The sequence below is a fragment of the Curtobacterium sp. MCPF17_001 genome, from assembly GCF_003234615.1.
In the GTDB taxonomy this organism is placed as follows: Bacteria; Actinomycetota; Actinomycetes; order Actinomycetales; family Microbacteriaceae; genus Curtobacterium.
In genome coordinates this window covers 71,207-83,961 of the sequence record NZ_QKSL01000002.1, presented here as the reverse complement: position 1 = coordinate 83,961, position 12,755 = coordinate 71,207, and the positions used below count along the sequence as shown (strand labels likewise).

Sequence of the window (12,755 nt, the reverse complement as noted above, 5' to 3'; positions counted from 1 at the left end):
CCGTGCGCGCCATCCCCGCACTCGTCGTCACCATCGGACTCCTCGCGTCGCTGACCGCGTGCGCCACGCCCGGTGCGGGATCGGCCGGCACGTGCGCCCCGTCCGGCGCCGCGTCCCAGGCCGTGTCGGCGAAGGGCGCCTTCGGTTCCGAGCCGGAGGTCACCGTGCCGGCCGGTCTGACCGTCCGCGGCACGCAGGTCTCCGTGCTCCGCCAGGGCGAGGGCCGCACGATCGGCGACGGCACCCCCGTGGTGCTCGAGTACACGCTGGTCGACGGTGCCACCGGCGCGGTGGCCCAGACCAGCGGCTACACCGGCAGCACCGCACCGTTGACGGCGGGCTCCACCAACGGCGGCGCGCTCGGCGAGGCGCTCGAGTGCGCCCAGGTGGGCGACCGCCTGGCCGTGGCACTGCCGAAGTCCGCGCTCTCCGGCACCGCTGCGGACCAGGGTCGCTCGGGGTCGAAGGCCGAGGACGCCGCCGTCTTCGTCGTCGACGTCAAGCGGGCCTTCGACGCCCGCGCGACGGGCACGCCACAGCTCGCGGGTGACCGCATGCCTGCCGTCGTGCTCGCACCCGACGGCGCGCCCGGCATCACGATCCCGTCGTGGTCCGCCCCGAAGCAGGACGAGCAGCACCTGCTCCGCAAGGGCGACGGCGCGACCCTCACGGCGAAGGACACCGCCGTGGTGAAGTACACCGCCGTCACGTGGGGCAGCAGCACGGCCGACTCGACCGTCGCGGGCTCCAGCTGGACCGACGGCTCGGGCTCCCAGCCGCTGCCGCTGGCGAAGGGCCAGGTCGTCGACGGCATCCGGAACGCCCTGCTCGGCCGCCACGTGGGTGACCAGGTGCTGGCGATCGTGCACGAGCAGGGTGCCGCGTACGCGTACGTCATCGACGTGCTCGGCGTGATGCCGCGCTGACCCGCACCACAGGCTGCGTAGGATCGGCACGTGCCCACCACTCGTGCTCCCCGTGTGCCCGCTGAGGAACGGCTGTTCAGCCTGGTCCTCGCGCTGCTGTCGACGGAGTCCGGGCTGACGAAGTCCGAGATCCTGGCGAACGTGCAGGGCTACCGGCAGCGCTACAGCACCGGCGGGGACAACGCGTCGCTCGAGCGACAGTTCGAGCGCGACAAGGACGACGTCCGCGAGCTCGGCATCCCGCTCGAGACGATCGAGACCCCGGGCGCCGCCGGCAACAACCAGACGCTGCGCTACCGCATCCCGAAGGGCGAGTACGACCTGCCCCTCGACGTCCGGTTCACCCCGGACGAGTCCGCGCTGCTCTCCCTGGCCGCGATGGCCTGGCGCGAGGGCGCGCTGTCCGCCGACTCCCGCCGCGGTCTGCTGAAGGTCCGTTCCGCCGGGTCCGACGACGACGGGTCGGAGCACGACGCCGGTGACGGCGCCGCCGCCATCGGTGCGTACGCTCCGCGGCTGCGCACCCGGGACGCCGCCTTCGAGCCGCTGCGTTCGGCCCTCGACCGGGCGGCGGCCGTCCGGTTCTCCTACATCACACCGGGGCACCACGATGCGCGGGTGCGCGAACTCGCCCCGCTCGCGCTCGTGCAGCACGGCGGCCGGTGGATGCTCGCCGCGCACGAGTTCGCGACCCGCTCCGAGAAGAACTACCTGCTCGCCCGGATCGTCGGGCCGGTCACCCAGTACGAGGTCGGGCAGCACCCGGCGCCGGCCGACGCCGGGGAACGGGCGCTGGCGGGCCTCGACCGGGTCTGGGCCGAGCGCACGGCGACCGTGCACGTCGTCCCGGGCTCCGACGCTGAACGACGACTGACCCGACGCCGGGACACGACCTCGACCGCCGAGGGTGAACTCGTGATCCACCACGTCGACCCGCAGATCCTGGCCGAGGAACTGGCGGCCTTCGGGCCCGAGGTCCGCGTCGTCGAACCCGAGGACCTGCGGCAGCGCGTGGTCGACCGGCTCCGCGTGCTCGTCGAGGACCACACCGGTGCACCGGAGAGCGGCGTCGCGGGCGCGACCACGGGGAACGACGGAGCGACACATGGCTGACGCCCAACCGCTGCAGGCGCAGGACAAGCTGGCCTTCCTGCTGGCCCTCGTGCCGTACCTGATCGACCGCGAGCGTGTCTCCGTGTCCGAGGCGGCTCGGCACTTCGGCGTCCCGGAGTCCCGGATCCGCCGTGCCGTCGAGCTCATCGCGGTCTCCGGTGTCCCCGGCGAGACCATGCAGTACCAGCACGGTGACCTGTTCGACATCGCCTGGGACGACTTCGACCAGAACGACATGATCGTCCTGACGAACCTGGTGGCGATCGACGACGCTCCGCGGCTGTCGGCCCGCGAGGCCTCGGCGCTCATCGCCGGGCTGCAGTACCTGTCGGCGTTGCCCGAGGCGGCTGACAAGGACGCGATCCGTGCCCTGATGGCGAAGCTGTCCCGTGGTGCCGGCGGTGTGGCGGGCAACGTCGCCGTCGGCCAGGACCTGCACGACGCCGCCCTCACGGTGATCCGGGAGGCCATGTCAGGCCGCCGCGGCCTGCACTTCGAGTACGCCGGACCGCGGACGCAGGGCAGCACGCGCCGGGTCGACCCGCTCCGGGTGGAGTCGATCGACGCGGACTGGTACCTGCGCGCCTGGGACCTCGACCGTGCCGCGATCCGGACCTTCCGACTGGACCGGATGTCCGGCGTGCGCGTCGACGACCGGCCCGCGGAACGGACCATCGAGGACGTCGTCCTGCCCGACACGCTGTTCCAGCAGAGCGCCCAGGACGTCATCGTGACGGTGGAGCTCGACGGGTCGTCGCTGCCGCTGGTCGCCGACTTCCTCGCGGACACCGCGGACGCGCCGGACGACGACGGACGGGTGCGCATCCGGCTCGCCGCGTCGGCCGGGTTCGACGGGGTGGTCCGTCTGGTGGCCGGCCTGCCGGGCCGTGCCGTGGTGCTCGACCCGCCGGCCGCCCGGCAGGCCGTCCGCGACTTCGCCGCCGCCGCTCTCGACGTCCACTGAGAGACCGCTGCCGTAGGATCGGACCATGGCTTCGACGACCGCGAGCGGGCGAGAGAAGCGGCAAGGGCGCCGGCCGAAGGAGCCCGAAGGCCGCATGTCCCTCGGTCAGCACCTGATCGAGCTGCGCAACCGTCTCTTCAAGGCGGTCGTCGCGGTGCTGGTGGGTGCGATCGGCGGTTGGTTCCTCACCCCCTTCGTGCTCGATTCGCTCCGTGCCCCGGTGACGCAGCTCGCGCGGGTCGGTGGGCACACTGCCGAGCTGAACTTCCCGATGATCACCGGCGCCTTCGACCTCCGCCTGCAGATCGCGATCACGATCGGGGTCGTCCTCGCGAGCCCGGTGTGGCTCTACCAGATCTGGGCGTTCATCGTCCCGGCCCTGGTCCGCCGTGAGAAGCAGTACGTGTGGGGGTTCCTCGGCACCGCGATCCCGCTGTTCTTCGCCGGCTGCGCGTTCGGCTGGTACGTCCTGCCGCACGTGGTCGGGATCCTCGGCAGCTTCGTCTCCGCACAGGACACCTCGATCGTCGACGCGAAGGCCTACTACGACTTCGTCATCAAGCTCATCGTCGCGGTCGGCATCGCCTTCGTGCTGCCGGTCTTCCTGGTGCTGCTGAACTTCGTCGGCGTCCTGTCGGCGGCGGCGATCGTCCGTTCGTGGCGGGTCGCGATCGTCCTCATCCTGGTCTTCACCGCACTGGTGACCCCGTCGGCGGACATCCTGTCGATGTTCATCCTGGCGATCCCGATGGTCGTGCTCTACTTCGCGGCCTGCCTGGTGACGTGGATCCACGACCGCCGCGTGGCCAAGCGCCAGGCGAAGCTCGACGAGGAGTACGGACTGTGACCGAGACCAGCCTCAGCCCCGCCGAGCGGTTCGCCGCCGCGAAGGTCCGTTCCCGGTCCCGGAACCTCGAGCTGTTCCGCACCGACCTGCGCTTCGACCTCGACCCGTTCCAGTTCGCTGCGTGCGACTCCGTCGACCAGGGCCGGAGCGTCCTGGTCGCAGCGCCGACCGGTGCCGGCAAGACGATCATCGCCGAGTTCGCCATCTGGTTGGCGATGCGGCAGCCGACGGCGAAGGTGTTCTACACGACGCCGATGAAGGCGTTGAGCAACCAGAAGTACGCCGAGCTCGTCCAGGCCTACGGGGAGACCGAGGTCGGCCTGCTCACGGGCGACACGAACGTCAACCCCCGGGCCCGCGTCGTCGTGATGACGACCGAGGTCCTGCGGAACATGATCTACGCGGACTCCGACCTGCTCGACGACCTGGCGTGGGTCGTGCTCGACGAGGTGCACTACCTGGCCGACCGGTTCCGCGGCGCGGTGTGGGAAGAGGTCATCCTGCACCTGCCGACCGAGGTCCGGCTGGTCTCGCTGTCCGCCACGGTCAGCAACGCCGAGGAGTTCGGCGACTGGCTGCAGACGGTCCGCGGCGACACCGACGTGATCGTGTCCGAGGACCGTCCGGTCCCGCTCGACCAGCACGTCCTCGTCGGCAACAAGATGGTCGACCTGTTCGACTCGTCGGGTGCCGCCGCGACCAACCGGGTCAACCCGGAGCTGCTCCGTCTGGTGGGCAGCGCCTCCCGGGGGTCCGGTGGTCCGCGGGGTCGACGCGGTGGCCGCGGTGGGTTCCCGGAGCGCCGGGGCCCGCGCACCGAGAAGGCGCACCGCGAACAGATCGCGAAGATGTTGGACGAGCGGATGCTGCTGCCGGCGATCTTCTTCGTCTTCAGCCGGAACGGCTGCGACCAGGGCGTCCGCCACGTCGTGCGCTCCGGGCTGTCCCTGACGACGGCCGACGAGCGCCGGGAGATCCGGGAGACAGCCGAGTACCACTGCCGCACCCTGCTCGACGAGGACCTGGCCGTGCTCGGCTACTGGGAGTGGCTCGAGGGTCTGGAGCGCGGCGTCGCCGCGCACCACGCAGGCCTGCTCCCGGCCTTCAAGGAGGTGGTGGAGGACCTGTTCCAGCGCAAGCTCGTGAAGGTCGTCTTCGCCACCGAGACCCTCGCGCTCGGGGTCAACATGCCCGCGCGCACCGTCGTGCTCGAGAAGCTCGAGAAGTTCAACGGCGAGGCCCGGGTGCCGATCACGCCGGGGGAGTACACGCAGCTCACCGGTCGCGCCGGTCGTCGTGGCATCGACGTCGAGGGGCACTCGGTCGTGCAGTGGACGGACGGGCTCGAGCCGCAGGCCGTCGCGTCGTTGGCGAGCCGTCGCACCTACCCGCTGAACTCGTCGTTCAAGCCGACGTACAACATGGCCGTGAACCTGATCGAGCAGTTCGGTCGGGACCGCACCCGCGAGGTCCTCGAGACCTCGTTCGCCCAGTTCCAGGCGGACCGTTCGGTCGTCGACCTGGCGCGTAAGGTGCGGTCGCAGCAGGAGTCCCTGGACGGCTACCAGGACGCCATGCAGTGCCACCTCGGCGACTTCACCGAGTACGCGGCGCTGCGTCGGCGGCTCTCGGACCTCGAGCGCACCAACGTGCCCGGTGGTCGTGAAGCGTCGCACGGTGCCCGCCAGGAGCGTCAGGCCGCGATCAGCGAGGTCCGCCGCCAGCTCCAGCGGCACCCCTGTCACGCCTGCCCCGACCGGGAGGCGCATGCCCGCTGGGCCGAGCGCTGGTACAAGCTCAAGCGCACCAACGACAAGCTCGTGCAGCAGATCCGCTCCCGCACGGGCGCGGTCGCGACGACGTTCGACCGCGTCACCGACGTGCTCCTCGCCCTCGGGTACCTGGTGCAGGACGAGCAGGGCGACGTGACCGTGGCCGCCGGTGGTCGCCGACTGCAGCGCATCTACGGCGACCGGGACCTGCTGGTCGCCGAGTGCCTGGAAGCCGGGGTCTGGAAGGACCTCACCCCCGCGCAGCTCGCCGGCATGGCGGCGACGATCGTCTACCAGCCGCGTCGCGAGGACGCACCGGGCACCGAGCACGCCGTCCCGCGCGGGGCGTTCCGGCCGGCGCTCGACGAGACGCTGACGATCTGGTCCCGCCTGGACGACGTCGAGCGGGACGCCCGGCTGGCCGGGTCCGAGCCGCCCACCCCGGCGATCGCGCTCGGCATGTTCCGCTGGGCGTCGGGTTCGCCGCTCGACGACGTCCTGCGCTCGCTCGACCTGGCCGCGGGGGACTTCGTGCGCTGGTCGAAGCAGGTCATCGACCTCCTCGACCAGATCCGGAACGCCGGCGACCCGGACCTCGCGCAGACCGCCCGGCGCGCCACCGACGCGGTCCGCCGCGGCATCGTCGCGTACGCGACGGTCTGACGGGAGGCCCAGTGTCGGTCCCCGGGACAGCCGTGCGCCCGGCGCGTGCGGACGCCGGCCGTGCGACCCGGACGACGACGCCCGTCGTCGCGCAGTCGACGTCGGTGTTCGCCGCGCTGCCGCTCGGCCAGGCGCTGCCGCTGTCGGTGATCGGGGGACTGCTCTTCGCCCTGTCGTTCCCGTCGCCCGGCTGGTGGTTCCTCGCCTACCCGGCCGTGGCGTGCCTCCTGCTCGCCGCGATGGGACAGCGCGCTCGTCGGGCGGCCTGGCTCGGACTGCTCGCCGGAGCGACGTTCTGGCTGCCCGCGATCTCGTGGGCGGGCCGCTACCTCGGACCGGTGCCCTGGTTCGCGCTGGCGTTGCTCGAGGCGGCGCTCTTCGCCGTCGGCACGGTCGCGATCGCACTGGCCTACCGCTGGGTCGCGCGCGTGGTGCCCTCGACCGCCGGGCGGGTGTGGGGCCTCCCGGCCGTGGTGGCAGCGCTCTGGACCGGACGCGAGTGGTTCTCCGGCAGCTGGCCGTACGGCGGCTTCGCGTGGGGACGGGTCGGTCTGTCGCAGTCGCAGGGTCCGTTCACGCACCTCGCCGCGTACGTCGGCGTGCTCGGACTGAGCTTCGTCGTCGTGTACTGCGTCGCCGTGGTGGTCTCGCTCGGGCTGGTCGGCGGTGTCCGGCTGCCGATGCGGATCGCGACGGCGGGACTGCTCGTGTCCGCGGTGCTGGCCGTGCCCGCGTGGCCGACGGCCGTCCAGGGGACAGTGCGTGTCGAGTCCGTGCAGGGCAACGGCCCCGCGGGCTACTTCGACCGTGCGCAGCCGGGTGACGTGCTGCGGTCCCAGGTCGCCGCGACCGACGTCGACGCCCGGGGCGTGGACCTGGTCGTCTGGCCCGAGGCGGCCGCCGAGTACGACCCGCGACGGGAACCGGTCATCGCCGGCGCCCTGGACGCGGTCGTGCAGAGCGTCGGCGCACCCCTCGTCGCCGGGGCCGTGACGCAGACGTCGTCGGGCGTGCTCCACAACACCTCGTTCGTCTGGGGCGCGGACGGCTGGCAGGCCTCCTACGACAAGAAGCGGCCGGTGCCGTTCGGCGAGTACGTTCCCGACCGTTGGTTCTACTCGAAGCTCGCGCCCTCGCTGATCGGCCTGCTGCAGCGCGACTACACACCCGGGACGAAGCCGAACGTGCTGCCGGTCGCCGGCATCCGCGCGGGTGTGATGATCTGCTTCGACGTCGTCGACGACGGGCTGACCGCCGACCTGGCACGTGGGGGAGCGCAGGTCATCCTGGCGCAGACGAACAACGCGGACTTCGACGGGACCGACGAGAACCTGCAGCAGCTCGAGATCGCGCGGATGCGGGCCGTCGAGACCGGACGCTCGCTCGTGAACATCTCGACCGTCGGCGCGTCGCAGGTGATCGACCCGGACGGGCACACCATCGACCGGGTGCCTGCCTACACAGCGACCTCGATGGTGACCGACGTCCCACTGGGCACCTCGACGACGCCCGCGACCGTCGCCTCCGGGGACGTCACGCTCGTGCTGTCGCTGGGGGGACTGCTCGTGCTGCTGGCCTGCGCTCCCTGGCGACGCGGGCACCGCTGACGCCGTCCGACGGGTCCCCGTCGGATCCTGCGCACTGGGAAGCGACTGTGAATGCAACCCCACCGGAACGAAACGCGGGTGGTGTGGGTTGGACCGGGGGAACGAGCGAGAGGAGTCGGACATGGCTGATCGGAGTCTCCGAGGCATGCGGCTCGGGAGCCAGAGCCTCCAGAGCGAGGACGGTGTCGAGCTCTCCGAGCGGAAGCGTGCCGTCTACCAGGCGGCATCGGGTGAGACCTTCGACGTGGTGTTCTCCGCCGACGCCGAGGTCCCGCCGGTGTGGTCGGACCCACGCAGCGGCTGGGAAGGGCGTCTCCTCGGCGAGGACGGCAAGCCCGTCGAGATCGCCGCAGAGGACGTCAAGGCACCGCGGACCCACTGGGACATGCTGCTCGAGCGGCGCTCCCGCGAGGAGCTCGAGGAACTGCTGGAGGAACGTCTCCAGGTCCTCCGGGCCCGCCGCGGCGCCTAGCAGCACCGGACCAGAGCGCCGCAGCACCGGACCAGAGCGCCGCAGCACCACCGGAACAGACGAGAACGGCCCGCCCCCCAGCAGGGGAGCGGGCCGTTGGCGTGTCCGGCGTCGAACGGGGTCAGTCGCGCGTCGGGTCGGTGCCGAACGCCGTGTCGGCCTCCTGGTCGGCGGCGGAGAGACGCTCGTCCATGCTGCGGTCCGACTGGGCCAGGCGGTCGTCGAGTTCCGACGGCGGCACGATGTCCGCGACCGAGGCGTCGGCCGCGGGGGAGCCGGAGCGTCCGGCGCCGTCCCGCGCCTGGGTGTTCGCGAGGCTCTCGTCGGCGAGCTTCGAGATGCGGGACAGGAAGTCCGATCCGGCAGCGCCGCCGGCAGCCGACCCGCCAGGACCGGTCCGCTGGGCGCTGAAACCCTTCGCGATCCCGGACAGCGCCTCGGTGAACTCGCTCGGGATCATCCAGAGCTTGTTCGAGTTGCCCTCGGCGATCTTCGGGAGCATCTGCAGGTACTGGTAGGAGAGCAGCTTCTCGTCCGGGTCGCCCTGGTGGATGGCGTCGAACACCGTGGCGATGGCCTGCGCTTCACCCTCGGCCCGGAGGACCTGGGCCTTCGCGTCACCTTCGGCACCGAGGATCGCGGCCTGCCGCTGCCCCTCGGCCTCGAGGATCTGCGACTGCTTGGTGCCCTCGGCCTGCAGGATCGCCGCACGACGGTTCCGCTCGGCGCGCAGCTGCTGTTCCATGGCGTCGACGATCGACACGGGTGGCTCGATGGCCTTCAGCTCCACGCGGCCGACGCGGATGCCCCACTTGCCGGTCGCTTCGTCGAGCACGACGCGGAGCTGGCCGTTGATGTTGTCGCGGCTGGTCAGGGCCTCTTCGAGGTTCAGACCACCGACGACGTTGCGGAGCGTGGTGGTCGTGAGCTGCTCGACGGCACCGAGGTAGTTCGCGATCTCGTAGGTGGCGGCGCGGGCGTCGGTCACCTGGAAGTACACGACCGTGTCGATCGAGACGACCAGGTTGTCCTCGGTGATGACGGGCTGCGGCGGGAACGAGACGACCTGTTCACGCATGTCGATGAGCGGCCGGAGCCGGTCGATGAACGGCACAAGCAGGTTCAACCCGGGCGTGAGGGTCTTGTGGTACTTCCCGAGCCGTTCCACGACACCGGCCGTGGCCTGGGGAACGATCCGGATGGCCTTCGAGAGGACCGTGATCACGAAGATCACGATGACCACGATCAGGACGATGAGCACGACCGTCCCGGTGGAGAGCGTCATTGGGCTGCCTTCTGTTCGATGCGGACGACGGCGGTGGAACCTTCGATGGACTCGACGACGACGCGCGTCCCGAGCGGTGGCGTGCGGTCGACGGCGCCGGGTGCGAACCGGGCGCTCCAGGTCTCACCGTTGGCCAGGCGGACCTGGCCGGGGGCGGACGGCGTGAACGCGAGGGCGACCGTGCCGGCCATGCCGACCAGACCCTCGACGCCGGTGCGGTGTGGGTCGGCACCACGGCTCAGCGCGTGGAGCACGCGGGGGCGGACGACGGCGAGCAGCAGCAGCGCGAGCACCGCGGCGATGATGGCGCTGAGCCACCACGGGGCGCCGAGCAGTGCGGCGATCAACCCGCCGGCGGCACCGGCCGCGAGCATGAGGAAGATGAAGTCGAGCGTGAAGACCTCGACCACTCCCAACACGAGCACCAGGGCGATCCACACGATCACCTGGGTCCATTCCGAGACGTTCACGCGATCTCCCTCCCCTGGCATCGCGCACGGCATCCGCAGCATCGCGACGTCCGGTCCTGTTGCGTCCAACGTATCAGCCACCACTGACGGGCCGACGTGGCGCGGGCCCCTTGCTAGGCTCGATGCCGCCCGGGACGACCAGGACCGGCGCCGCCCGACGACAGGAGTCACCACTGTGAGCAGCCCCCTCGCCCCCGGATCCCTCGACGGCACGCGCGCCCTCGTCACCGGGTCCTCTCGCGGCATCGGTGCGGACACGGTCGGGTACCTGGCCGAGGCCGGTGCGAAGGTCGTCGTCAACTACCGCAACAAGGCCCGTCGCGCCGAGCAGATCGTCGAGAAGGTCGCCGCCGCCGGGGGATCGGCCCTGGCACTGCAGGCCGACCTCACGGAGCACGACTCCGTTCAGGCCATGGTCGACGCGGTCGTCGCCGAGTGGGGTGGCATCGACCTGCTCGTGCTCAACGCCTCCGGTGGCATGGAGTCCGGCATGGGCGAGGACTACGCGCTCCGCCTGAACCGCGACGCCCAGGTCGACATGCTCCAGACGGCCGTGCCGCACATGCCGTCCGGCTCCCGCGTGGTCTTCGTCACGAGTCACCAGGCGCACTTCGTCGAGACCGCCGAGACCATGCCCGAGTACGTCCCGGTCGCGAAGAGCAAGCGCGCCGGCGAACTCGCCCTCCGCGAGCTCCTGCCCCAGCTCGAGGCCGCGGGCATCGAGTTCGTCACCGTCTCCGGCGACATGATCGAGGGCACCATCACGGCGACCCTGCTGAACCGTCTCAACCCCGGCGCGATCGAGGGTCGTCGCGACGCCGTCGGCAAGCTCTACAGCGTCTCCGAGTTCGCCGCCGAGATCGCCCTCGCCGCAGTCGAGCCGATCCCCGCCGACCACACCAAGCTCGTCGGCGACGTCAGCTCCTTCACGGCGTGACACCGTGACCGCCACACCGGGCCTGCGCCGGACCTCCCGCATCCTGCTGCTCGACCCGGCGGGCCGCGTGTTCCTGATGGACACGAAGGCGCCGTCGTCCGACGGAGCACACCGGTGGATCACGCCGGGCGGCGGCGTCGACCCGGGGGAGTCCCACCGGGACGCGGCGATCCGCGAGCTCCGCGAGGAGACCGGCATCGCCGTCACCGACCCGGGCGAGCCGGTGTGGTCGTGGGACTTCGCGGTCGGGTGGGACCAGGCCGACCACGACCGCGGGCACGCCGAGTTCTACGTGGTACGGACGCCGGGGTTCGAGCTGTCGGATGCGGGATGGACCGATGACGAACGGGTGGACATCCTGGCGTCGCGCTGGTGGACCGCCGACGAGCTCGACGCGACGAACGAGTCGTACGAGCCCGCCGAGCTGCCGGACCTGGTGCGTCGCCACCGCGACTGATCGGCGACCGTCACGGTCCCTGCGAGCAGTGGGCGGTCTCCGGCGTAGCGTCGCGGCCATGACGTACAGCCAGCCGGATCCGGCAGAAGAGACCACGCAGGCAGAGCCCGAGCAGCCCGACACGGAGCAGTCCACCGTCGGCGAGCAGGGCGGGGAGCAGGCAGCCCTCGAGATCGACAGCTCGGACGTCCCGACGACGTCGGACGACTCGTCGAACTGACGCGAGCGCGCTCGCACAGCACGCCGGACGCCTGGTGACGGCACTCAGACGAGTGTCGACACCAGGCGTTCGACGTGTCTGCGGACGTCGTCGCGGATCGGACGGACGTCCTCGATCGGCAGGCCCGCCGGGTCGGTGAGCTCCCAGTCCTCGTAGCGCTTGCCGGGGAAGACGGGGCAGGCGTCGCCGCAGCCCATGGTCACGACGACGTCGGCGTGACGGACGGCCTCGGTGGTGAGGACCGTCGGGGTCCGTCCCACGATGTCGATCCCGACCTCGTGCATGGCGGCCACCGCGACCGCGTTCACCCGGTCGGCGGGCTCGGAGCCGGCGGAGAAGACGTCGATGCGGTCACCGGCGATCGCGCGGAGGAAGCCCACTGCCATCTGCGAGCGGCCGGCGTTGTGCACGCACACGAACAGGACGGCGGGGCGGAGGTCGTGCGGGTCGTGCTGGTCGTGCGGGTCGTGGTCGTCGCGTTCGGGCGCTTCGGTCATGCGTCCATCGTGCCGGACAGGCGACGGGTGAGACGCACGTACTCCGGGTGCTCCGGGTCGGGGTCCGACCGGCTGAACCCGACCGCCGCGTAGGCCCGGAGCGCCGGTTCGTTCCCGGGCACCACGAACAGGGCCAGTTCCTCCAGGCCGAGCGACCGGGCCTCGGCGATCGCGAGCCGGACGAGCACGCCGGACCGGCCCTGTCCGCGGAGGCTCGGCGCGAGGACGATCCGCGCCAGCCGCCCCGCGGTCTCCGTGACACGGACGACGGCGACGTGGCCGAGCACCGTCGCGTCGTCGTCGCGTGCGACGAGCGTGAGCGGCGTCCGGTCGGGTCCTCCGGACGCGGCGAGGAGATCCGAGGCCCGGTACGGCCAGGGTGCACCCGTGCCGGCGACGGCGAGCGCATCCGCGTGTCCGCGGAACCAGGAGACGACGGTCGCGGCGTCACCCGGTCGGAACGGCCGCAGGGCGAGGTCGAGGTCATCGTTCGTCATTGTCTTCCAAACGTAACAAAACTGAAAA

The 12,755-nt window shown here is 71.4% G+C and carries 14 protein-coding genes; 10 read left to right on the top strand and 4 right to left on the bottom strand.

What is annotated here, in order from left to right; translation table 11 throughout:
• Nucleotides 1-2: 2 nt before the first annotated feature.
• The 7 genes from DEJ24_RS02535 to DEJ24_RS02505 all read left to right on the top strand — a co-directional run bounded on the left by DEJ24_RS02535 (nucleotide 3) and on the right by DEJ24_RS02505 (nucleotide 8,364).
• Nucleotides 3-926 carry an FKBP-type peptidyl-prolyl cis-trans isomerase gene (locus tag DEJ24_RS02535; protein WP_111077170.1) on the top strand — a complete coding sequence of 308 codons (924 nt, stop codon included), beginning with the start codon at nucleotides 3-5 and terminating at the stop codon, nucleotides 924-926.
• Between the two features lie 30 nt (nucleotides 927-956).
• Entirely contained in the window at nucleotides 957-2,039 is a 1,083-nt protein-coding gene (locus tag DEJ24_RS02530) for a YafY family protein (RefSeq protein ID WP_111077169.1), read from the top strand.
• A complete protein-coding gene (locus DEJ24_RS02525; protein WP_111077168.1) occupies nucleotides 2,032-3,003 on the top strand; it encodes a YafY family protein in 972 nt (323 codons plus the stop codon). The genes DEJ24_RS02530 and DEJ24_RS02525 overlap by 8 nt, the downstream gene beginning before the upstream one ends.
• 25 nt (nucleotides 3,004-3,028) lie before the next feature.
• Nucleotides 3,029-3,850, top strand: a complete 822-nt coding sequence (tatC, locus tag DEJ24_RS02520; protein ID WP_375334683.1) for a twin-arginine translocase subunit TatC — start codon at nucleotides 3,029-3,031, stop codon at nucleotides 3,848-3,850.
• The gene (locus tag DEJ24_RS02515) at nucleotides 3,847-6,285 is read left to right on the top strand and encodes an RNA helicase (RefSeq protein WP_110902282.1); all 2,439 of its coding nucleotides are present in this window, start codon (nucleotides 3,847-3,849) and stop codon (nucleotides 6,283-6,285) included. The genes tatC and DEJ24_RS02515 overlap by 4 nt, the downstream gene beginning before the upstream one ends.
• 32 nt (nucleotides 6,286-6,317) lie before the next feature.
• Nucleotides 6,318-7,892 (top strand): apolipoprotein N-acyltransferase, encoded by a 1,575-nt coding sequence (gene lnt, locus DEJ24_RS02510; protein ID WP_258374527.1) that lies wholly within the window; start codon nucleotides 6,318-6,320, stop codon nucleotides 7,890-7,892.
• Nucleotides 7,893-8,013: 121 nt separating this feature from the next.
• Nucleotides 8,014-8,364 carry an RNA polymerase-binding protein RbpA gene (locus DEJ24_RS02505; RefSeq protein ID WP_111077166.1) on the top strand — a complete coding sequence of 117 codons (351 nt, stop codon included), beginning with the start codon at nucleotides 8,014-8,016 and terminating at the stop codon, nucleotides 8,362-8,364.
• A 121-nt stretch (nucleotides 8,365-8,485) separates the two neighbouring features.
• Here the strand turns inward: DEJ24_RS02505 and DEJ24_RS02500 are convergent, their stop codons facing one another.
• Both DEJ24_RS02500 and DEJ24_RS02495 read right to left on the bottom strand, forming a co-directional pair.
• The gene (locus DEJ24_RS02500; RefSeq protein ID WP_111077165.1) at nucleotides 8,486-9,649 is read right to left on the bottom strand and encodes an SPFH domain-containing protein; all 1,164 of its coding nucleotides are present in this window, start codon (nucleotides 9,647-9,649) and stop codon (nucleotides 8,486-8,488) included.
• Nucleotides 9,646-10,119: an NfeD family protein gene (locus tag DEJ24_RS02495; RefSeq protein ID WP_258374526.1), complete on the bottom strand. Its 474-nt coding sequence runs from the start codon at nucleotides 10,117-10,119 to the stop codon at nucleotides 9,646-9,648. The genes DEJ24_RS02500 and DEJ24_RS02495 overlap by 4 nt, the downstream gene beginning before the upstream one ends.
• 175 nt (nucleotides 10,120-10,294) lie before the next feature.
• Here DEJ24_RS02495 and DEJ24_RS02490 point away from each other — a divergent pair, with 175 nt between their 5' ends.
• From DEJ24_RS02490 to DEJ24_RS16730, 3 genes are read left to right on the top strand one after another with little or no spacing between them, the layout of a single operon-like run.
• Nucleotides 10,295-11,056 (top strand): SDR family oxidoreductase, encoded by a 762-nt coding sequence (locus DEJ24_RS02490; RefSeq protein ID WP_111077164.1) that lies wholly within the window; start codon nucleotides 10,295-10,297, stop codon nucleotides 11,054-11,056.
• Between the two features lie 4 nt (nucleotides 11,057-11,060).
• Complete coding sequence (locus DEJ24_RS02485) at nucleotides 11,061-11,513, top strand: NUDIX hydrolase (RefSeq protein WP_111077163.1); 453 nt, start codon at nucleotides 11,061-11,063, stop codon at nucleotides 11,511-11,513.
• Nucleotides 11,514-11,571: 58 nt separating this feature from the next.
• Nucleotides 11,572-11,733: a hypothetical protein gene (locus DEJ24_RS16730; protein WP_181421453.1), complete on the top strand. Its 162-nt coding sequence runs from the start codon at nucleotides 11,572-11,574 to the stop codon at nucleotides 11,731-11,733.
• A gap of 44 nt (nucleotides 11,734-11,777) precedes the next feature.
• On the opposite strand, the gene DEJ24_RS02480 is transcribed toward DEJ24_RS16730, so the two are convergent.
• Nucleotides 11,778-12,230, bottom strand: coding sequence for an arsenate reductase ArsC (locus DEJ24_RS02480; protein WP_111077162.1), 453 nt, complete (start codon nucleotides 12,228-12,230; stop codon nucleotides 11,778-11,780).
• Nucleotides 12,227-12,727, bottom strand: coding sequence for a GNAT family N-acetyltransferase (locus DEJ24_RS16725; RefSeq protein WP_181436508.1), 501 nt, complete (start codon nucleotides 12,725-12,727; stop codon nucleotides 12,227-12,229). Before DEJ24_RS16725 ends, DEJ24_RS02480 begins: the two co-directional genes overlap by 4 nt.
• Nucleotides 12,728-12,755 lie beyond the last annotated feature (28 nt).

Coding starts and splice junctions, on each gene's coding strand:
- DEJ24_RS02500 (WP_111077165.1), bottom strand. CDS start 9,649: ATGACGCTCTCCACCGGGACGGTCGTGCTCATCGTCCTGATCGTGGTC.
- DEJ24_RS16725 (WP_181436508.1), bottom strand. CDS start 12,727: ATGACGAACGATGACCTCGACCTCGCCCTGCGGCCGTTCCGACCGGGT.
- DEJ24_RS02480 (WP_111077162.1), bottom strand. CDS start 12,230: ATGACCGAAGCGCCCGAACGCGACGACCACGACCCGCACGACCAGCAC.
- DEJ24_RS16730 (WP_181421453.1), top strand. CDS start 11,572: ATGACGTACAGCCAGCCGGATCCGGCAGAAGAGACCACGCAGGCAGAG.
- DEJ24_RS02525 (WP_111077168.1), top strand. CDS start 2,032: ATGGCTGACGCCCAACCGCTGCAGGCGCAGGACAAGCTGGCCTTCCTG.
- tatC (WP_375334683.1), top strand. CDS start 3,029: ATGGCTTCGACGACCGCGAGCGGGCGAGAGAAGCGGCAAGGGCGCCGG.
- DEJ24_RS02505 (WP_111077166.1), top strand. CDS start 8,014: ATGGCTGATCGGAGTCTCCGAGGCATGCGGCTCGGGAGCCAGAGCCTC.